This is a genomic window from Deinococcus sp. Arct2-2 (genome assembly GCF_004801315.1).
Taxonomy (GTDB): Bacteria; Deinococcota; Deinococci; order Deinococcales; family Deinococcaceae; genus Deinococcus.
In genome coordinates, this window is the sequence record NZ_SSNW01000001.1 from 89,780 (window position 1) to 109,368 (window position 19,589).

At 61.2% G+C, this 19,589-nt stretch carries 21 protein-coding genes and 1 tRNA gene; 16 read left to right on the forward strand and 6 right to left on the reverse strand.

Going from position 1 to position 19,589, the window contains the following annotated elements; genetic code table 11:
• Positions 1 to 66 precede the first annotated feature (66 nt).
• Genes E7T06_RS00390 through E7T06_RS00400 form a run of 3 tightly spaced genes read left to right on the forward strand, consistent with a single transcriptional unit; the run spans position 67 to position 3,199 of the window.
• Positions 67 to 654, forward strand: a complete 588-nt coding sequence (locus E7T06_RS00390) for a hypothetical protein (RefSeq protein ID WP_205750761.1) — start codon at positions 67 to 69, stop codon at positions 652 to 654.
• An 11-nt stretch (positions 655 to 665) separates the two neighbouring features.
• Complete coding sequence (locus E7T06_RS00395; protein ID WP_136363872.1) at positions 666 to 1,331, forward strand: hypothetical protein; 666 nt, start codon at positions 666 to 668, stop codon at positions 1,329 to 1,331.
• A 35-nt stretch (positions 1,332 to 1,366) separates the two neighbouring features.
• Positions 1,367 to 3,199, forward strand: coding sequence for an arginine--tRNA ligase (locus E7T06_RS00400; protein ID WP_136363873.1), 1,833 nt, complete (start codon positions 1,367 to 1,369; stop codon positions 3,197 to 3,199).
• A gap of 87 nt (positions 3,200 to 3,286) precedes the next feature.
• Here E7T06_RS00400 and E7T06_RS00405 read toward each other — a convergent pair whose 3' ends face one another.
• The 3 genes from E7T06_RS00405 to E7T06_RS00415 form a co-directional block, all read right to left on the reverse strand.
• Entirely contained in the window at positions 3,287 to 4,183 is an 897-nt protein-coding gene (locus E7T06_RS00405; protein ID WP_240740767.1) for an alpha/beta hydrolase, read from the reverse strand.
• Between the two features lie 73 nt (positions 4,184 to 4,256).
• A complete protein-coding gene (locus tag E7T06_RS00410; RefSeq protein WP_136363874.1) occupies positions 4,257 to 5,363 on the reverse strand; it encodes an acyltransferase in 1,107 nt (368 codons plus the stop codon).
• Positions 5,364 to 5,542: 179 nt separating this feature from the next.
• Entirely contained in the window at positions 5,543 to 6,667 is a 1,125-nt protein-coding gene (locus E7T06_RS00415) for a prephenate dehydrogenase (protein WP_136363875.1), read from the reverse strand.
• A 461-nt stretch (positions 6,668 to 7,128) separates the two neighbouring features.
• On the opposite strand from E7T06_RS00415, the gene E7T06_RS00420 reads away from it, so the two are divergent.
• On the forward strand, positions 7,129 to 7,893 hold the full coding sequence (locus tag E7T06_RS00420; RefSeq protein WP_136363876.1) for a TSUP family transporter: 765 nt from the start codon (positions 7,129 to 7,131) through the stop codon (positions 7,891 to 7,893).
• A 165-nt stretch (positions 7,894 to 8,058) separates the two neighbouring features.
• Here the strand turns inward: E7T06_RS00420 and E7T06_RS00425 are convergent, their stop codons facing one another.
• Positions 8,059 to 8,760, reverse strand: a complete 702-nt coding sequence (locus E7T06_RS00425) for a transposase (RefSeq protein WP_240740768.1) — start codon at positions 8,758 to 8,760, stop codon at positions 8,059 to 8,061.
• Positions 8,761 to 8,914: 154 nt separating this feature from the next.
• Between E7T06_RS00425 and E7T06_RS00430 the strand changes: the two genes are divergently transcribed.
• Positions 8,915 to 9,106, forward strand: a complete 192-nt coding sequence (locus E7T06_RS00430) for a hypothetical protein (protein ID WP_136363877.1) — start codon at positions 8,915 to 8,917, stop codon at positions 9,104 to 9,106.
• A gap of 73 nt (positions 9,107 to 9,179) precedes the next feature.
• Positions 9,180 to 9,737 (forward strand): peptide-methionine (S)-S-oxide reductase MsrA, encoded by a 558-nt coding sequence (gene msrA, locus E7T06_RS00435; protein ID WP_136363878.1) that lies wholly within the window; start codon positions 9,180 to 9,182, stop codon positions 9,735 to 9,737.
• Positions 9,738 to 9,810: 73 nt separating this feature from the next.
• Here msrA and E7T06_RS00440 read toward each other — a convergent pair whose 3' ends face one another.
• The gene (locus E7T06_RS00440; protein ID WP_136363879.1) at positions 9,811 to 10,482 is read right to left on the reverse strand and encodes an MOSC domain-containing protein; all 672 of its coding nucleotides are present in this window, start codon (positions 10,480 to 10,482) and stop codon (positions 9,811 to 9,813) included.
• Positions 10,483 to 10,606: 124 nt separating this feature from the next.
• On the opposite strand from E7T06_RS00440, the gene E7T06_RS00445 reads away from it, so the two are divergent.
• Together E7T06_RS00445 and E7T06_RS00450 are read left to right on the forward strand one after the other, a co-directional pair.
• On the forward strand, positions 10,607 to 11,065 hold the full coding sequence (locus tag E7T06_RS00445; protein WP_136363880.1) for a hypothetical protein: 459 nt from the start codon (positions 10,607 to 10,609) through the stop codon (positions 11,063 to 11,065).
• Entirely contained in the window at positions 11,062 to 11,418 is a 357-nt protein-coding gene (locus tag E7T06_RS00450) for an RNHCP domain-containing protein (protein WP_136363881.1), read from the forward strand. The genes E7T06_RS00445 and E7T06_RS00450 overlap by 4 nt, the downstream gene beginning before the upstream one ends.
• 335 nt (positions 11,419 to 11,753) lie before the next feature.
• Here the strand turns inward: E7T06_RS00450 and E7T06_RS00455 are convergent, their stop codons facing one another.
• A complete protein-coding gene (locus E7T06_RS00455; protein ID WP_136363882.1) occupies positions 11,754 to 12,536 on the reverse strand; it encodes a transporter substrate-binding domain-containing protein in 783 nt (260 codons plus the stop codon).
• A gap of 380 nt (positions 12,537 to 12,916) precedes the next feature.
• On the opposite strand from E7T06_RS00455, the gene E7T06_RS00460 reads away from it, so the two are divergent.
• The 8 genes from E7T06_RS00460 to E7T06_RS00495 all read left to right on the forward strand — a co-directional run bounded on the left by E7T06_RS00460 (position 12,917) and on the right by E7T06_RS00495 (position 19,578).
• Positions 12,917 to 13,090, forward strand: a complete 174-nt coding sequence (locus E7T06_RS00460) for a hypothetical protein (RefSeq protein WP_168733306.1) — start codon at positions 12,917 to 12,919, stop codon at positions 13,088 to 13,090.
• A complete protein-coding gene (locus E7T06_RS00465) occupies positions 13,087 to 14,052 on the forward strand; it encodes an MBL fold metallo-hydrolase (RefSeq protein ID WP_136363884.1) in 966 nt (321 codons plus the stop codon). The genes E7T06_RS00460 and E7T06_RS00465 overlap by 4 nt, the downstream gene beginning before the upstream one ends.
• Positions 14,052 to 15,317, forward strand: a complete 1,266-nt coding sequence (gene purD, locus E7T06_RS00470) for a phosphoribosylamine--glycine ligase (protein WP_136363885.1) — start codon at positions 14,052 to 14,054, stop codon at positions 15,315 to 15,317. The genes E7T06_RS00465 and purD overlap by 1 nt, the downstream gene beginning before the upstream one ends.
• 69 nt (positions 15,318 to 15,386) lie before the next feature.
• Positions 15,387 to 15,469 (forward strand) — tRNA-Leu (locus tag E7T06_RS00475).
• 128 nt (positions 15,470 to 15,597) lie between these two features.
• The gene (locus E7T06_RS00480) at positions 15,598 to 15,930 is read left to right on the forward strand and encodes a hypothetical protein (RefSeq protein ID WP_136363886.1); all 333 of its coding nucleotides are present in this window, start codon (positions 15,598 to 15,600) and stop codon (positions 15,928 to 15,930) included.
• Positions 15,931 to 16,071: 141 nt separating this feature from the next.
• Positions 16,072 to 16,296 (forward strand): preprotein translocase subunit SecG, encoded by a 225-nt coding sequence (secG, locus tag E7T06_RS00485; RefSeq protein ID WP_136363887.1) that lies wholly within the window; start codon positions 16,072 to 16,074, stop codon positions 16,294 to 16,296.
• 345 nt (positions 16,297 to 16,641) lie between these two features.
• Positions 16,642 to 18,399 (forward strand): ABC transporter substrate-binding protein, encoded by a 1,758-nt coding sequence (locus tag E7T06_RS00490; protein WP_136363888.1) that lies wholly within the window; start codon positions 16,642 to 16,644, stop codon positions 18,397 to 18,399.
• Positions 18,400 to 18,597: 198 nt separating this feature from the next.
• A complete protein-coding gene (locus E7T06_RS00495; RefSeq protein WP_136363889.1) occupies positions 18,598 to 19,578 on the forward strand; it encodes an ABC transporter permease in 981 nt (326 codons plus the stop codon).
• Positions 19,579 to 19,589 lie beyond the last annotated feature (11 nt).

A 19,589-nucleotide genomic window follows, 5' to 3' on the forward strand; every position in this document is an offset into this window, starting at 1 on the left:
CCCGCCCCAACACCTTACGCCGCCCCCTATCAGCCCCCCGTCACGTTTACGCCGTACCCTGAAGCCATGACCCCGCGTCCCGCCCTGCTTGCTGCCTTATTGCTCTGGCCTGCTTGGATCGGGGCGCAATCCACCGCGCTGCCCGAACTGGCCCCGGTAGAAAACTGGCAGCCTATCTTCGTAGAACCGGCTCCCATTCCGGTGGGGACTTCGGTAGGTGTCCCGCCTGTCCCTGTTGCCGTGCCAATGGGCCTAACCGCCACCCTAATCGCGCCACGCAGTGTGGCGGGCGGTGTGCCCCTCACGTTGAAAGTTGCCAACGCTGGCAAAGCCGCCGTGCAACTTGGTGCGGGCCGCGACAATGATCAGAACTGCGCTGTTGCGCCGCTGGTGCGGGTCTTGCGGGTGGGCACGCGGGAAGTGGTGTATCCAGTGGCCGGGGAACCCAGATTGTGTGCCCAAGATTTCCGCACCGACACGGCAGGCAAAAGCGAGGCCGTGACCTATACCCGTGAGCTGGAGCTTGCGCCCGGTGAATACATGATCGAAGGCTGGTTTACAGGCTCGGTCAGCGGTGCATCTGCCAACGCGACATCGGCCAATGCTGTGCCTGTCAAACTCTCGGCCCAACCGGTGCGGGTGACGGTGCGGTGAAGCGGCTGAGAATGAAACAACGGCCAATCAAACAACTCGCGCTGCTGTTGATGCCCGCCCTGCTCAGCGGGTGCGCCGTGTTTGGCGGGTTGCGGGGGCCGACGCCTGCGCCCAAAGCTGAGCCGATTGCAGCCCCGATCCTTGCGCCAATTGCCAGCCCCAGCGTCCAGCCGGTAGCCGCCCCAATGCCGCCCGCCGTGTCTGCTTCGGTGGAACTGCCGCCCGTTCAACCCACTGCCCAACCCAGTCCCACGCCGCCCAAACCACAAATCAACATTCCGGCACCGCCCGCCAACCTCGGCCTGATCGCGGTTGCCAGCGCCTCTGCCGATGTCAAGGGCGTGACGGTCATCTTGGGGATTCGCAATAAATCCACTCGCCCCGTCACCTTCCGCTACACGCCGCAGGTCAATTGGGGATCATGCGAGTTGCCGCCGTTGGTGGCCCTCATGCGTTCCGACGGCAGATCGGTGACTGCGCCCAGCACGGGCGGGCGCATCGGCTGCACCGAAATTCTGCTGACGCGCACGCTGGCTCCCGGTGACACCCTGACCCTGAAACGAATCCTGCCGCCCCTGACGCTGGGAAGCTACCGCCTGACCGCATGGCTGGACGCCGAATCTGCCGGAATGCCGCTGCGGGTGCAGGCGGAATCGGTGGCGCTGGTGGTGCGCTAAGGCTCTGGGCCAATGCGCTGCTACACTCCCATGTTATGGATCTCAAGGCTCAACTCAAACTCGCCGTAGAAGCGGCTGCTGCCCAACTTGGCGCACCGGATACCGACGCGGCCATTCAGGAAACGCCCCCCAGCAAAGCGGGCGACTACGGCACGCCCGCCGCCTTCCTCATTGCCAAAGCACTGGGCGGCAACCCCGCGCAGATCGCCGCGCAACTGGCCGCCGCCGTGCAGCTTCCCGCCGGAATTCAGAAGGTGGAAGCGGCGGGGCCGTTCCTGAATTTCTTCGTGAACCGGGGCGAATTCGTGCGGAATGTGGTGGAGAATCCGGCCCAGATAGAGGCGCGGGTGGGCAAAGTGGTGATCGAACACACCAGCGTCAACCCGAACAAGGAACTGCATGTGGGCCACCTCCGGAACGTGGTGCTAGGCGACAGCATGGCCCGCATTTTCCGGGCGGCGGGTCACACCGTAGAGGTTCAGAATTACATCGACGACACCGGGCGGCAGGCGGCGGAATCCATCTTTGCGGTCAACCATTACGGTCTGACGTGGGACGGCGTGCAGAAATATGACCGCTGGCTGGGCGAGGGTTACGTGCGCCTGAATGCCGATCCACAAAAGGCCGCGCTGGAACCGGGCATTGCCGAAATCATGCACAAACTGGAAGCCGGAGAACTGCGCGAAGAAGTGGAAAAAGTGGTTCACGCGCACTTGCACACCTGCTTTCGCCTCGGCGCACGCTACGACCTGCTGAACTGGGAATCCGACGTGGTAGGCAGCGGTTTCCTCACGGAAGCCATGAATATTTTGAAGAACAGTCCGTACACTTCGCGCCCCACCGAGGGCAAGTATGTGGGCGCGTTCGTGATGGACGTGTCGGAATTTATGCCGGGGCTGGAAGAACCCAACGTGGTGCTGATCCGCACCGATGGAACCGCCATGTACGCCGCCAAAGACATCGGCTACCAGTTCTGGAAATTCGGCCTGTTTGAAGGCATGAAATTTAAGCCGTTTATCACCGATCCCGAAGGCCACACGGTCTGGACGAGCGCCCCCGATGGTCAGCCCGATGTGGAGCGGCGCTTTGGGCACGCGCAGGAAGTCATCAACGTAATCGATTCGCGCCAAGATCACCCACAGACGGTGGTTCGCAGCAGCCTCGGCGTGGCGGGTGAACAAGAGAAAAAAGAGCGCAGCATCCATCTCAGCTATGCTTTTGTGACGCTGGAAGGCCAAACCATCAGCGGGCGCAAGGGCATTGCGGTCAGTGCCGACGACGCGATGGACGAAGCCGAAAAGCGGGCGCTCAAGCTGTTGGCTGAAATTAACGAAGCTTTGGCTGTCACACCTGAAGCCCCCGAAATTGCCCGGCGCATCGGCATCGGTGCAATTCGTTTTGCCATGCTTAAGGCCGAACCCACCCGCCAGATCGACTTTCGTTGGGATCAGGCGTTGGCCCTCAACGGCGACACCGCGCCCTATCTGCAATACGCCGCAGTGCGTTCTTCTAGCATTCTCCGCAAGGGTCAAGAAGCTGGGTACGCCATTGACGGCACTGGAGCTGACTGGGACGCGCTGCTGGACGTAGACCTGACCCTCGCCAAAATCGTCGCCAAATTGCCCGAAGTGGTGGCCCAGTCGGTGCGCGTGCATTCGCCGCATGTGGTGGCCGCCTACGCCCTCGATTTAGCTACATCGCTGAATGCTTGGTACAACGCCAGAGACAAAGCTGGAAAACCTTTAACCAATGTGCTGCAAAGTCCAGAGGGAGTGCGCGAGGCTCGTTATGCCCTCGTCGCAAGGTTGCGCCGTGCCTTTGAGGAAACGCTGGATTTGATTGGAATTGAAGTTCCTAGCGCGATGTAAACGCAAACTCCACGTTGCCTGAAAAGAGTGACGCACCGCCCAAGGTTTTAAGCTCTGGGCGGTGCGTCATAAATTATTCTGCTGTTCCTACCGCTGCACCACGCCCCGTGCCAATTCCCGCGCTTCCAGCCGCCCAAAAAATCCGGCCAGTTGGCGGGCCAGCGTGACCGAAAAACGGTTGCCGCCCAAGTGTGGCCCGGTCAGTGCCACCCAATCGCTGACGCCTGCTTCGGCTTTGCTGTACACGAGGTCTGCGTTGGCCTTCATAGATACCACCGCGTCGTCTGGGCTGGCAGCCAAAAAGAGCGGCAGGGGCGCGTGATTCATCATCTCGGCCAGCGGATTCAGCGACGGCTCTGGTGGGGCCGTGCCCAAGCCGTAAGCATCGGCAATTTCGGTGCGGCGGGCCACAGAACCGCCCCACGCGCTTCTCAGGTCGGCCCAGCCGTCTATGAGGGCCACGCCGCTGACCAGATACGGGCTGCCCGGAAGCGCCGAACGCAGCGCCAGCAGCCCGCCCATGCTCAGGCCCAGCGCGTAGGTGCGGCCATTCCAATCAAATTGGCTTACGGCGTCGGCGTGCAGCCCCGCCACCTGATCCAGCGCGGCGGGGCTGCCCCAGGTGTTCGCGCCGCCGTCATCGCTGATCAGTACGGCAAAGGAAGCATCCAGCAGTGCCTGCACCAGCACATTCACTTGGGGGCTGGCGTGTAGGCGCTCGGCGCTTTGACCGCGTGGATGGGCCACCACCACCAGCGCACAGGCCTGTTTTCGGCAAGTGTCTGGAATCCGCAAAAAGGACGGCCCGCTCAGGCGGTTGAGGGTCACGGTTTCAGAGAGCATGGGTGCGGCATGGGGCGTTCCAGCAGGGGTCTGAAAGGGTGCAGGAGTGGGCAGCGCCGGAACGTTTTGGGGCGTGGCGGCCCGCGCATGGGGCACAAGCGCAGCGGTCAGCAAAAAAGAAAGAGTCAGAAGAGAGCGCATAGGAACGGGGCGCATCCTAGCGCGGTGGGAATGACGGCAACCTGACGGGCAGCGACACCTGAGCAGCACAGCTTCAGCGGCCAAACAGGAATGTTCCTACCCGCGTGCCCAGCAGCAAGCGCCCCAGCACCGCAGGCAGCGCCAGTGCGATTAGGGCGTACAGGGCCGTAGTCAGCAGCAACATGATGGGCCGTCCATCTGGGAAACCGCGCCGCTCCAGCAGTTGCAAAATGGCCGGGTGAATCAGGTAGATTTGCAAACTGACCGTGCCGATGGTAGCCACGCCGCGCCGCAGCCAGTCGGGGCCGCGCTCTAGGCGGTAGGCCAACCCCAACAGGCTCAGGGCCACAAGCGCCGTGTATGTCCAACTGAGGCCGCTGTACACCACTGGGGTCACCGGCGTGCCACTGGCATAGGCCAGCGCAATGGGCAGATACAGCGCGTAGACGGCCACCAGCAGCGGCAGCAGCACCAACCGACGCCTGCGCCACCACGCCTGAAATTCTTCTAACCGCGAGCCGACAGCCACGCCAAGCGCAATGGGCAGGGCGTACCACAGCACCGTACTGGCCGGAAAAGGCAGCCTCAAGACTTCACGGTTCAGCAGATACAGGCCCAGTTGCGCTGCCAGCCCGATCAGCAGGGCCGCTGTAATGCTGGGTTTGCGGCGGGCCAGCGGCAACAGGAAGGGCAACACCACATACACTTCCAGCGCCACCAGCAAAAAATACAGGTGAAAACTGGCTTTCCCGTACAGCAGCCAGTCGCGCCAGCGGGCCGGATCGGTGAGGGTATCGGGCGTGCGCTGGCCTGTCCACACGTACCAGCCGATATACAGCCCGCTCCAGAGCAGGTACGGCCACGCCCCCCGCGTCAGCCGCCGCCAAAAGTAGCGCCCCGCATCAAAGCGTTTGAGGAGGCTGCGGGTCAGCACCACCGCCGACAGGAACACGAAAGCGGGCACGGCAAAATGCAGGGTGCGGTTGAGGATCAGCAGGGCTTCGTGCGTCAGCGAGCCAGTTTCGGCGTGACGCAGGGCCATGCCGCTGGCGTGGTGGCCCACCACCTCCAAAATCGTGAGGCCCCGGAAAGTGTCTATGGGGGTCAGGCGGGCCGGAGTACGGACGGCAGGGCCGCTGGTAGGCGGCGAAGAGGAAAGAGGGGGAGGAAGCGCCGTCATTGGGTGGCTTACTGTAACGGCTTCACGCCGCCCTCAAGTTGACCTGCAACCAAGATGAAAAAAGAGCAAACGCGGCAGCGTGGGAGCGGTACTTGACTCACATCCGGGTCTATCTCTGGTGGTGGGTTGCGGATCAAACCAACGCCCCCTGCATCATCACTCTGCCGTCCTAGCCACCCTCAACTTCGCCCGCGTACCTCGAAGCCCGCTTCCCGCAAAATTTGGCTGGCGTGGGCCACGTCTTCCAAGGTTTCCAGCCCCAGCCGCATCGCGCCGCCTTCCTCGCGGATCGCCAGCACCTCTATGTCTTTGATGTTTACACCCGCTGCGCCGAGCGCCTGAGTCACCGCGCCAATTTGGTTGGGCTTGTCGGGCACGGCCACCACCAGATCGTGCTTGGGCGGCAGCAGGCTGCGGCGCACCACAGGCAAGCTGTCGCGGGTGCGCTTGCCTTCGGTGGCGGCGGCCAAGAGTTCTTCGGGCTCGTCTAGGTCGGCCTCTAGGCGCTCCAGTTGACGCCGGAAGCGGGCCAGAGCTTCGCGCAGGGCCACTTTATTTTCCACCACCATGTCGCGGCTCATGCGCGGGTCACCGCTGGCCACGCGGGTCAGGTCACGAAATCCCCCGGCGGCCAGCAGGCTCAGGCGTTCATCCCGCGCCACCATGTGCGTCAGGGCAAGGCTGGCGAGGTACGGCAAGTGGCTGACTGTAGCCACCAATGCGTCGTGTGCGTCGGGCGGCATGACCACCGGGGCCGCGCCCAGATGTTCCACCAGCATTCGGGCGCGGCTCAGGGCGGTCAGGGGCGTGTGATCGGTGGGCGTCAGCACCCACACGGCGTTTTCCAGCAGTGCCGCCCGCGCATGGGTCACGCCGCCGCGCTCGCTGCCCGCCATCGGGTGTCCGGGCACAAAATTTCGCACGCCCAGCGCCTCCATCTCGGCGGCAATTCCGGCTTTCACGCTGCCCACGTCGGTCACCAGTGCCGCCGGGTTCAAGTACGGCGCGAGGTCACGGGCCAGCGGCGTCAGCGCCCGCATCGGCGCGGCCAGCACCACCAAGTCGGCCCCGCGCAGCCATTCACCGGGCATGGCCCGCACTTCGTCCACCACGCCCAACGCTTCGGCTTCCCGCAGCACGTCCGGGTTGGCGTCGTAGCCGATGACGCGCCTTGCCAAGAACCGTTGCCGCAGTCCCAGCGCCACGCTGCCGCCGATGAGCCCCACGCCTGCCACGACAGCGGTGTCGAACAGTGGGGGAGGCAGGGGGGCAGAATCGGCGGACGGGTTGGCGGGCGTGGTCATGGGGGCGAGGCTAGCAGGAATGGGGGAGAGGGGGTCGGGGGCTGTCGGGACGGGGGTATGGAGCTTGTCCCACATTTCGCCCCACCCCCCAGCCCCCTACCCCACCGGGTAGGGGGAGCAGTCGCTCCGCTGAGGAGGATTGATCTTGTCGCATTTCGACTCGTATTGTTCGTTCTTTTGAACCGGAATTGCCAGTCGTCTCTGAACTGGAATTGGCCCGCGCGTTGCACGCACGACGGCCTCACCCGCAGTTGGGCGGGGAGGATTTGGAGGACTTAGGGTGGCGGTGTCGGGGTTTTGGCTCCCTCACCCTTGGCTGGTACAGCTCCGCAGGAGAGGGGGGACTCACAGAGCTGCGCCAGCAGAGGGGGTGAGTGAGCGCCAGCGATTGCCCTTCCCTAGACCCTCAACCCTTAGACGCCCACCCACCGCCGCCCCCCATATCCCCTATCCTGCCCCGCGTGCCTGATCCCTTCTTTCCCGGCCCCGAAGTCCTGCTCTACGGCCTGCCGTTGGCTTTCTTGGCGGGCTTTATAGACGCCGTAGCAGGCGGCGGCGGCACGATTACGCTGCCCACGCTGTTTTTTATGGGCCTTAGTCCGGCGCAGGCTGTGGCGACCAATAAACTCTTGGCTATTTTCGGTTCGGGCAGCGCCACCGTGCAGTATTGGCGCAAGGGGCATGTAGACCGGGCGCTGGTGCTGCGGCTCATTCCGCTGGCCCTAATCGGCAGCGCGTTGGGCGCATTTCTGGTGCGCTTCGTCGACCCCAACACCTTCCGCACGCTTGTCGGCGTGGTCATTTTGGGCGTGGGGGCGCTGGTGCTGGCGAACAAACGCTTCGGCCTAGAAGACCGCTATCCGGGCCTGACCAACCGCACTCTGGCCCTCACGCTGCCCGGTGCGCTGATCATCGGCGTGTACGACGGTTTTCTTGGCCCCGGCACAGGCACCTTCCTGATGTTCCTGTTCGCCCTCGTGGGCTTCAACCTCGTGCGGGCCAGCGGCAATGCCCGCACCATCAACTTTGCCACCAACTTCGGCGCGTTCCTGTTTTTCCTGATCGGCGGCCAAATGGTCTGGTGGATCGGCCTCCCGATGGGCCTCGCCAACGCCGCCGGAGCTTACCTAGGCGCACGCATGGCGATGCTCCGGGGCAGCGCCTTCGTAAAATGGATGTACGGCGGAATCGTGCTCCTAGTAGCGGCGCGGCTGCTGTTGACCTAAAAACCTCGGGTGCTAGGGGATCAAAGGCCGCCAAAGAACAAGGCTAGATTGTGGGCAGCAATCTTGCGGCACACATGGGCGCGAATGGATCGAAAAGAATTGAGCTGTGGAAGCATCAGGTGAAATGAGCGATCAAGACGAGAAAAAACCGTTTCTATCGTCTTTCTAAGGCCCATCCGTAACGCCCCACCAGGGGCGCGGTTGCTTCATGTTGCTTTTGGGTTGCGCGTAGACGCCACAGCCTTGGTAGCCCCGATCACCGAGTACCCATGCTCCCTCACGTTCGTCCAATAAGGTGCGAGCGAGCGGCGGATCACTTTCATTTCCAGCAGCGAGGGCAAAGCGGACGATCATGCCATGATCGTCCATGATGGCATGCAGCTTGAAGCCATAGAACCGTCCTTTCACACTGTCGCCTCCGTGCCCACCGCGTCCACTGCCCGCCTCGGTGATCGCTCGGGGTCGCGCATAGCGCGTCCCTGTGCACAGCACCAACGGTGTGCTGTCAATCACAGACACAGTGTCGTCGTCGAAGTGGGGCAGTCTCAGCGCAAGGTCGGCGTAAATGGTTTCCAAATTTAACTGAATTCGCAGGTATCGGCTGCGATCCGGTAGGCACGGAAACAGTGCCCGGTACGTCGAACGCACCTGAGCCAACCACTTCTGCCCTGACACTTCGCCAAGCACTTCGCCCACGAGCGCAATCGTCATCAGTTCGCCGTAACTGCCCTTCTGATTCGGTTCGTGGGGGAGCACAACTAAGCCGCTGCATGCAGCGGCTTGGAGATAATCATCTACGTACACGTAGATGAGCGTGAACAGGTCTTCGACGCTCTCCTGATCCAGCGGAAGTTCTTTGGTAGGCATACCGGAGCTTCCGCTTGTTCATGTCCCGTTCGCAACCCCTAGCACCCGAGGTTAAAAGGGATTTGCTGATACTGAGCGCCAGCGATTGCCCCTGCTTAGACCATTCCCAGGGCCGCCTGACCTGCCCCGCATGCCGTTCGCGCACACTGTAGCTATGACCAATCCAGACCCTCTGAGCACTCCAGCCCAGCCCACGTTCGACGCCCCCGCACCGCAAGTCACGATTCGGCACCCGGCCCCAGACGCACACTTGCCCATCCAGTCCGGCGAACACCCTTACCGGGAAATCTCTATTGGCCGGGCTGACCCCACCGAAGCGCCCCTGCCCGCCGACGATGAGGTTTAGGGTCTGAGAAGTGATAAGCCGAACCGTGCCTTCCCGCGCCTTCATATGGGCTGGGGCGCGGCAGAATAGGGCCATGACTCAGCCTACGCAACCAGCCACAACGCAGCAAGCTATCCTCGCGGGTGGCTGCTTTTGGTGTACCGAAGCCGTAATGACCGACGTGCGTGGCGTGCAAAAGGTGGAAAGTGGCTACATTGGCGGCCATACGCCCCAGCCCGATTACAACAGCGTATGCAGCGGCACCACCGGGCACGCCGAGGCCATTCGCGTCACTTTCGATCCGGCGCAGGTCAGCTTCCGCGATCTTTTGGGGCTGTTTTTTGCCACCCACGATCCCACCACGCTGAACCGTCAGGGCGGCGACGCGGGCACGCAATACCGCAGCGCCGTGTTTCCCCTGAATCCCCAGCAAGAACAAGACACCCGCGAAGTGATAGCCGACTTGACCGCGCAGGCCGTATTTGACCGCCCCATCGTGACTAGCATCGAACCCGCCACCACCTTCCATGTGGCCGAGGCCTACCATCAGGACTACTACGCCAACAATGCGCGGCAGCCGTACTGCATGGCCGTTATTGCGCCCAAAGTCGCCAAGCTCCGCAAATATTACGGAGACAAACTGCGGGCGTAACTTGGGGGGAGTGGGAGAACAGTGTCCTCCCCTCTAAGGGGGGGCATTGCAAAGCAATGGGGGGGGTTACGCGCTACGCCCGAATCACTCCCAGCCACTCCTCAATATCCGTCCGCAGCCGCTGGGCCAGCGGGTATTTCAGGTAACGGCGCATCTCGTCCGGGTCACGCGACTGACTGAACCACAGGTCAAACGTCTCCCCGATGCTGGGTGCGCCGTCTGGGGCAGCTTCGCGGCGCACGGGGTCACCTTGCCCCACGTCGCCTTCCTGAATTACGCGAGCATAAAAACCGGGGCGGCGCACCCGTGCAAAGCGTTTCACGAAGCCCAGATCGTTCATGCGGGCGGCGAGCACCATGCAGGGAATCCGGGCAGCGGTGGCCTCCAGCACGGCGCTCCCCACCCAAAAGCGTTCGCCTATGCGCACGTCTGCCGATTCCAGTCCCGCCATGAGCAGGTTCTCGCCAAACGTGCCGGGGTCAAGCGAGTCGCCCAATTCTTCAGCCCAGTGGTCATAGTCTTCTTGGGTGTACACATACACCGCCTGACCGGGGCCGCCGTGATGCCGGGTGTCCATCACATGATCGCCTTCCAGTCCCAGTCTTGCCACACGTACCCGGCCCGCTGCGGCCTGCTTATGAATCCCCGTGATTTCGGTGCGCGGGGCGGCGCTGGCGGGGCCGATGATGAGGGCCGTAGGCTGGCCGATATTCACACTGAGAATCTGGAGGGCGGGTGCGGGCATGCGTCAAGGTAGCGGAGAACTGGGCTGCCGCAGAGCTTGCGCCCTAGCCTGTGTGCGCCCTAGTCTGTGGCCGCCCGTAATCCCTGTCCCGGTTGTCCCGCGCCTCTTGTGGTGAAATAGAGCCGTGAGCCAGACCCGCCGTCCTACTCCATCTTCCTCTTTGCCCACGTTGGCCGAGCGCGGGCGTGTGCCGACGCTGGCGGTGCTGCTGTGCATTTTCATGCTCACAGTCACGCCGTTTTTGGGCGGGCTGATTCAGGGCCAAACGGCGAATCTGGCCCGCAACATTCTGTACGCCTGCGCGACGGCGGTGCTGCTGGGGCAGGTGTGGCGCGGCAGCGTGTGGGCGTGGCGCATTACGCTCAGTCTGTCTATGGCGGCGGGCCTGCTGGTGTTTGTCGTGGGCATGTTGGCCGGAGGGGTCAGTTGGCAAGGCTGGGTCATCAGCATTGCCGGAATCGCGTTTTTGCTGCTGGGCACGGCATTAGTCGCCACACCCGCCATTCGCGCCTTTCTGGACGCCCGCTGGCTGTCGCGTAGTTCGGCAGGTAGGAAGGCCACTCAGAAATCTGGCCGCCCATGACCCAGCCCCGCGATACAGGCACACGCAGATTTACGGTGCAGGGCACCAATAACCCGTTCGTGTGCGGCCACTGCGGGCAAGAAGTCCAGCCCCTCAAAAACGGCAGCGTGCGGAACCATTGCCCCCACTGTCTGCACAGCAAACATGTGGACATTTTGCCCGGAGACCGCGCCAGCCTCTGTCATGGCCTGATGAAGCCAGTGGGCGTGGAGCAGAGCGGCAAAAAAGGTTGGGTCATCGTGCATGATTGCCAGAAATGCGGCTTCGTGGGCCGCAACCGCGCCGCACTAGATGACCCGGCCCAGCCCGACGATTGGGAGACGTTGATAGCCATCAGCAGCAAGCGGGAATAGTCGGTCAAACTGATAACGAAATCAGCGCCCCTGTCGTGTTGGGGGCGCTGATTCTAGGTTGGGTTGTTGTAGATGTGTGACGGTGAGTTTGGGTGCTGGGGCGGATTCGCCGCTGAATTGCCCCCTCATCCCGCTCTTGCAGAGCGCCCCTCTCCCATGAGTGGAGAGGGCAAGGGCAAGTGCAAAAAGCTTTATGTAGCTCCCTCTCCCTTGAGGGGGGAGGGCCGGGGAGGAGGGCCGGGGACTCGCAGAGCTGCGAAGCAGAGGGGGTGAATGAGCAACGCGATTGCCCTTGCCCTTCCTTAGACCCTCAGACCCTTAGACGCCTTGAACCCTCAACTCTTGCAGCGCAAATCCTTCCCGAAATACTTGGTACTCAGGGCCGCGTAAGCACTGCTGCGCTGCATCTTGATCAGGCCCAGATTTAGGGCAAAGCGGGTGCTGTCGTTGTCTTCACGCACCATCATGCCAATCGGCACGCTCCACAGCGGGGGGCCAAAATGCACGTTGGCTTTGGGGTACAACTTCTTGACCATGCCTTCGGCCACGCTGTAAGCCACCGTCGCGTCTACAGCTTTGGAAAATACGGCTAGCACGACATCGTTGTTGCTGGGATACACGTTGACCTGTTTGTCGAAGGGCAATTTCTGCACATACGAAGTCATGATGGAACCGGCGATGACGCCGATCTTCTTGCCTGCCAGATCGGTGTGAACATTGATGTTGGGATCGAGCGACACCACCGATACGCCGAGGCAAGCGGTAGAGGACGTAAAGTCCACCTTGTTTTCACGGGTGCTGGTAATGCCCAGCGCACTGATCGCCACGTCTACCTTGTCGTCTTGTAGCAGGGTGGTCAATTGATCGATTCGAGCAATTTCGTAGGTCACTTTGACGCCCAGATCGGCAGCCAACGCTTCCAGCAATTCCACTTCGAAGCCGAAATGCTTGCCCGCATTGACCAACGAAAAGGGCGGCACATCGGCAGGCGTCGCCACGCGCAGCACGCCGGAAGCTTTGATTTGAGACAGGTTGCGGGCCTGTGCAGAGGGAGCGGCCAACAGCAGGGTCAGCAGGGCGGCGGTGAGGGTGCGGGCGGCAAATAGAGTGGAAGTCATGGTGTCCTTTTGGTGCTTATGTGTCGGTGCTAGTAGGAGAAGTGGGGGCGGGCGGTTCGGGCCGAAATTGCACGGGCCAAAGCATCACAGGCCTCGCCTGCGTCAGTCGTTGTTGCACACGCCAAGACCTGCCGACGCTGAGGGCGGTCAGTCGATGTCTGGAACGGCATCCAGAACCCTGCGAGTAAGTTGTAGGGCTTAAGCATAGAAGGCCGACTCTTTCAAGACCGTCACCACCCAACTGACCAACAAGTAAGGCATGGACTTAATCAGATAAGCTGAATATCAGGATAGTCAGTACGGAACGCAGCCACTTGGTGACAGGGGCGAACTGAGCAGGGTGGGCCGCCCCGCTGCGCCGGGTTGGTATGCTTCCGGGCATGGTTCTTTGGGTGGTAGTGGTGTTTATCGTTCTCAGCGCGACGCTGATTTTGGCCCTGACTTACGGCCCCATGAAGGCGGCGGCCAACGTGCGGGTCATCCGGTCTATCGCGGGCGTACAGTACGCGGCGGCGGCGGTTCTGGCAGGCGCACGTATCGCGGGCATCGCATGACGGCTGGCCTCCATCTAGGAGAAGTTCACACCGTTGATCTGCACTTTCAAGGGACGCCGGGTGTCGTGGCCTCTTCCGTTTTCGAAACAGGCGACGGCTTGGCCCTCGTAGACACTGGCCCAAGCTCTACCTTGCCCGCGCTAGAAGCGGGTTTGGCCGCCTTGGGCGCACGCTTGGAAGACGTCCGGCATGTGCTGCTCACGCACATTCATCTGGATCATGCGGGGGCGGCGGGCACGGTGTTGGCGCGGGTGCCGGGGGCGCGGGCTTACGTGCATACACGCGGCGCGGCGCATCTGTCGCGGCCCGAACGCTTGGTGGCGAGTGCCACGCAAATTTACGGCGATCAGATGGAAGCTCTGTGGGGCGAGTTCTTGCCCGTACCCGCCGAACGACTGACTGTGCTGGCAGGCGGCGAAACGCTGCGGCTAGGGCAGGTGGACGTGCTGCCGCTGTACACCCCCGGCCACGCGGTTCACCATTTGGCGTATCACGTAGGCGATGACCTGTTTGTGGGCGACGTGGGCGGCATCCGGCTAGACGAACGCCAATCGCCCCGCGCCCCCACCCCGCCGCCCGACATCGATCTAGACGCTTGGCGGGCCAGTAGTGCCTTGCTGCGCGAAGTGGACGCCCGCACCTTGCATCTGGCCCACTTCGGAGCCTATGCCCAAGCTGGAACGCACTGGGACGCGCTGCTGGCTAACCTTCATACCGATGCACAGCGCATTCACGCGGGGTTGGTGGCGGGGCAAGAACCGCAAGCCTTGTCGGACGCTTTCACTGCCGCGCTGCTGGCCGAATTGCACGGGGAAAGCCCCGACTTGCCCGCCCGCTACGAATTTGCCTGCCCACCGTGGATGAGCGTGCAGGGGCTGGTGCGTTACTGGCAACGTCAAGCGGCGCGTGCCCCGGCTCAAGACGACACCACACAGGAAAGCACCACACAGGCGGCCCGCTGATGCGCGTGCTGGTCATCGGCGGCGGTGGGCGCGAACACGCCATCGTGGACGCCTGCGCCCGCAAGGGTCACGAGGTGCTGTGTACTCCCGGCAATCCCGGTATCGCGGCGCTGGCCCGCCTTCTACCCAGCCCCCAAGACGCCGACAGCCTTGCAGAATTGGCCGTGCAAGAAGGCGTAGACGTGGTGATCGTGGGGCCGGAAGCCTACCTTGCAGCGGGCGTGGTGGACGCCTGCATGGGGCGCGGCGTGCCTGCCTTTGGCCCCACCCGCGCCGCCAGCCGCTTGGAGGGCGACAAGGCGTGGAGCAAGGCCTTCATGACCCGTCACGGCATTCCCACCGCCCAACACCGGGCTTTCACTGGGTTGGCCGAAGCCTTGGCACACGCGGCCACTTGCCCCCTCCCCACCGTAATCAAGGACGCGGGCCTGCGGGCGGGCAAGGGCGTCACGATTGCCCACACCCACGCCGAAGCCGAGGCCGCGCTGCACGACATTTTTACGCAATCCGGCGCGAGTGTGGTCGTCGAAGACTTCATGACCGGGCAAGAAGTGACGGTGCTGGCCCTCACCGACGGCGAACGGTACGCGCTCACGCCACCCAGTCAGGATCACAAAACTATTTTTGAAGGCGACATCGGCCCCATGACCGGCGGCATGGGCGTCATCTGCCCGTTCCCGCTGCCTGCTGACGCCTTAGCCGTCATCCAGTCCGACATCATCGAGCGCACGTTGGCCGGAATGCGGGCCGAAGGATTGCCTTACACGGGCGTGCTGTACGCGGGCCTGATGCTGACGCCGACTGGCCCGAAAGTGGTGGAATTCAACGCCCGCTTTGGCGACCCCGAAGCCGAAGCCGTGTTGCCGCTGCTGGAGTCCGACCTTGCCCAGCACGCACTCGACGCCGCACGCGGCCAGCTTGACCCGGTAAGCGTGCGGTTCCGGGCCGGAGCCAGCGCCGTCATCATCTTGGCCGCTCCCGGTTATCCCGCCGAACCGCAAAAGGGCATTCCGATCACGCTGCCGCCCACCGGGGCAGGGGAGATCATTTACCACGCCGGAACTGCCTTGCAAGAGGGCAAACTGGTGAGTAGTGGCGGGCGCGTGTTGGCCGTTACTGCCACTGCCGATACCCTGAATGCTGCGCTGGGCCGTGCTTATGCCTTGGCAGACCGGGTGGCCTTTGCAGGCGCACAACTGCGGCGCGACATCGGCGCACGCATCGGCGCATTCCCTGAAAAACAGACTGAATCAGACCCCGTTTGACCAACCGCCCTTCCTTGCGCTAGTATCCGCTCCGCGCTCGATCTTGTGTTGGTTGCAAGCACAGCGTAGGCCGGAGTGGCGGAATTGGTAGACGCACTCGACTCAAAATCGAACGGGAAACCGTGGGGGTTCGAGTCCCCCCTTCGGCACCACCAAGACAGCAATCGCCCCTGCCCAAACGCGGGGGCTTTTGCTTGCCTACTCAACGTCTTTTCCCAAGGAGATTATCTTGAAATTTTCCGTTTTTCTTCCTCTGCTAGCGCTCTTTTCTGGCCTATCGATGGCCTCTGCCGCTCCTTGGCGAGACGCCCTGAAGCCCTACGAAGTCCGTGAAAACACACTTTGTAACGCCCTCAAAAAGTACGGCGGCGTGGCGCAGGGCTATACGGCCTACCGGATCACCAAAACGCCATTTTTTATCGTTAAATCCACCATCGACAATGCTTTTTATCTCGACAGCTTCAAGCCTGTGGGCGATACATCGGACAAGGGGCAAGGGTTTTATAGCAACGAGCAGAGCAAAGACGGCAAAACGACCCACATCATCCACTTCGACACCGTAGACCGCTACACCACCGATATTTGCATCATCGAGCTCTTGCAAAACAAGTAGGGAGCAAGCAGAGACAGCCTGAACTCGCACCCCTGCTCGGCTCCGTCAGAAATGGCGCAGACCGGGTGGTGTAAACTGGGGCCACACAGCGGTGAAGGCGGGTGCAAGTGGCTCCCCTCACCGACTCCTCCGAGGTAAATCATGATTCTGACCCTATTCATCGTATTGTTCGCCCTCGTCAGTGTGGGCCTGATCTTTTTCGTGCTGCTGCAAGTGCCTAAGCAGGCCGGACTCTCGGCCAGCATGGCGTCCGGCGGCTCGCTGTTGGGCGGGCGCGGCGTAGAAGGCGGCCTCGTGCGGATCACCAGCATTCTGGGCGGCTTCTTTATGCTGCTGGCCCTGCTGATCAGCTTCGTTTCGCGCTGAGGCGGGGCAAGTTGAGCTGAACGTAAGAAAAATCACTTCACTACTCGCCCGCCGTTCCTTTAAAGAACAGGCGGGCATTCTCATAGCAGGCCGCTCGCTAAGGCGAATCAGAGTTGTGTGAGATATGAATTGCCAATTGAAAGAAAAAAGACTATTTCCCTTGATGACCGTTAGGCTTGACGTTGGTATGACACTGCTACCCCTGAGTTTCGTAATTTATATCCTTGATTTGCACTAAGCCTATTCATATATTGACGGCGCTGGAACAAATAGATCAACGCGAAATGCGCCCTTGGTAGACACCAAAGGCCCCGTTCACGTTTCCAGAATTTTCGGAGGCATCCCATGAAAAAAGCTCTGTTTGTTGCTCTTGCCCTAGCTGCTACCTCTGCTTCTGCGGCCCCTTTCGTGTACCCGGCGGCGTGGACTGCCGAGCAGAACACCGCCAACAAGCGCGGCGGTGAACTGCGCCTCGGCGTCTTGTCGGATTTCAAAACCATTAATCCCTTTACTTCGGCAGAAGCCGACAGTATTCCCGGCACGATGGACAACGGCACCGGCCTGTTTACCCAAGACCCCCGCAATGATGAATTCTTGCCCTACATGGCCGACGCCAAGCCTGTTGTCAGCAACAGTGGTAAGCGGTTTGTGGTCAAAATCCGTCAGGGCATGAAGTTCAGCGACGGTCAGGCCATCACCGCCGACGACTGGATCACCACGTGGAAGATTCACACCGACGACAAAGTAGGGAGCAACTCCTACGATTCGTTCTTCCTGAACGATAAACCCATCACCATTAAAAAGCTCGATAACTACACCTTACAATTTGATTTCCCGCAGGTCAGCTCGGGTGCCTACGAGCGCATGAGCTTTGCGCCTTGGCCCGACCATGTGTTCGGCAAGGCCTATCGTGAGGGCGGCGCAGAAGCGGTGAAGAAGCTCTGGACATTGGGCACGCCTGCCAGCCAAATCGTGTCGCCCGGAATGTGGGTGCTGGAAAGCTTCCGCGCCGGAGAGCGCAGTGTGTTCGCCAAAAACCCCAATTGGGGCGACTGGAACAAAGACAGCCGGGGCAATGCGCTGCCTTATCTCGACAAGCTTTCTTACCGGGTCACGGGCGACGCTAATGCGTCACTGGCGGCCTTCCTTGCTGGACAGATCGACACGGTAGGCATGCGTAACGCCGACGACTTGGCGCAAACCAAGCGGGCCATTGACGGCGGTAGCCTCAAAGCCACCTTGATCCCCAATGTCAGCCCGCAGGCCCAAAGCTCTTGGATGACTTTCAACTGGAACAAAGCCAGCAATCCTACCTTGCAAAAACTGTTCCGTGACGTGCGTTTCCGCCGTGCCATGAGCCATATTGCCAACCGTAAGGCAATGGTTGATTTGGCGTTGGGCGGTTTGGGAACAGAAACGTATTTCAGCGTCTATCCCATTTTCTCCCAGCAAATCGCCGCCGGAGCCAGTGCGCCCAAGTACAGCTACAACCTCGCGCAGGCCAGCAAGCTCCTTGCCCAAATCGGCTACACCAAGAAGAACGCACAGGGCTACCTCGTGGATAAGGCTGGGAAAGTGTTGGAATTCAACCTCAGCACCAATGCGGGCAACACCACCCGTGAGCAACTAGGCCGCATCTTTGCCGACGAAGCCAAGAAGGTCGGCGTCAAGGTCAACTTTACGCCCATTGACTTTAACAACCTCGTGGGCCAACTGACTTCCAAGGGCGAAGACCGTCCCTTCGACGCTATTTTGCTGGGCCTCAGTGGTGGCAGCAACGTCTGGTCGTTCGGGGCCAACGTCACGCCCTGCGGTACCAACTTGCACAGCTACAACAACCCCACCAACGGCAAGTGCCTGACCGCCCAGGAAAGCCTGATGACCAAGCTGTACTACCAAGGCGACGCTGAACTTGACGACGCCAAGCGCCGCGCCATCGGTGGACAGCTGATGAAGGCCGAAGGCGAATTGCAGCCCGTGATCTACCTCGTGGGCGGCAACTACCACGTTGCGTACAACGAGCGTATTGGCGGCGAATACCCCCGCGCCCTGATGAACGCTTATTACCTCCAGCGTGATCAGGCCCTGACCTTCGTCAAGTAACCTCCCGCCCGCACGATTTCGGGGGGTGGCTCGCGCAAGCGGGCTGCCCCCAATCGCGTGAATCCCAAGCGTTCCGTACTCCAACTGGAAGAGCGTCAGTTTCGTCACTCCATATCCGGCTCGCCCGTGTTCCTGCTCCCTTTGGCCGAATTCGTTCATGAATAAACGGATTAATCGGAATTTGTTTCAGGAGTACCCATGATTCCATTTCTCCTGCGGCGGTTGGTTCAGTCCATCCCGACGCTCCTTCTCGCCAGCCTCCTCATCTTCTTCGTCATTCAATTGGCTCCCGGCGATTTCCTTACGCCTGCCAAGCTCAATCCCAATATCAGCAGCGAGCAACTTGCCGCCCTAGAACGCAACTTTGGCCTAGACCGCCCCGCATGGCAGCAATACCTTTTCTGGATGGGCAATATGTTTCAGGGCAACTTTGGTTTGTCGTTTCAATACCAGCAACCTGTCTTGGACATCATTTGGCCGCGCATTCTCAATTCGCTGTATCTGGCTCTGATGAGCCTGATTCTGTTCTATTCCATTGCCATTCCGCTGGGCGTGTACGGCGCAGTTCGCCAGAATTCGCCGGGCGACAATGCCGTCAACATCGTGTTGTACTTCCTACTCGGGTTCCCCAGTTTCTTTCTGGCCCTGATCGTTATTTATTTCATTCTCCAACTTCGCAATGCCACTGGCCTCGATATTCCTATTGGCGGCATGACCAGCAACAACTTTGAAGAACTGTCCCCATTTGGGCAATTGCTCGATATTTTGAAACATCTGATCATTCCGGCACTTGTTTTGGCTATTTCGGATGCAGCGGGCCTGACGCGGGTCATTCGCGGCCAAATGCTGGAAGTCATGCGCTCGGATTATGTGCGAACGGCGCGGGCCAAAGGCGTCAGCGAGCACACCGCGATCTGGAAGCACACCTTCCGCAACGCCATTTTGCCCATCGTGGCAGGCATCGGCAGCTTGTTGCCCGCCCTCATCAGTGGCGTGGGTTTTCTGGAAGTGGTGTTTGCCTATCCGGGCATCACACCCATGCTGCTCACGGCCATCGGTACGCAAGATTTGTACCTGATCGCCGGGTTTACCGTCATCACTACCGTTCTCCTGATTATCGGTAATGTCATCAGCGATATTTTGCTGGCCGTCGTCGATCCCCGTGTCAAGGTCTCCTGAGGAACAGTGTT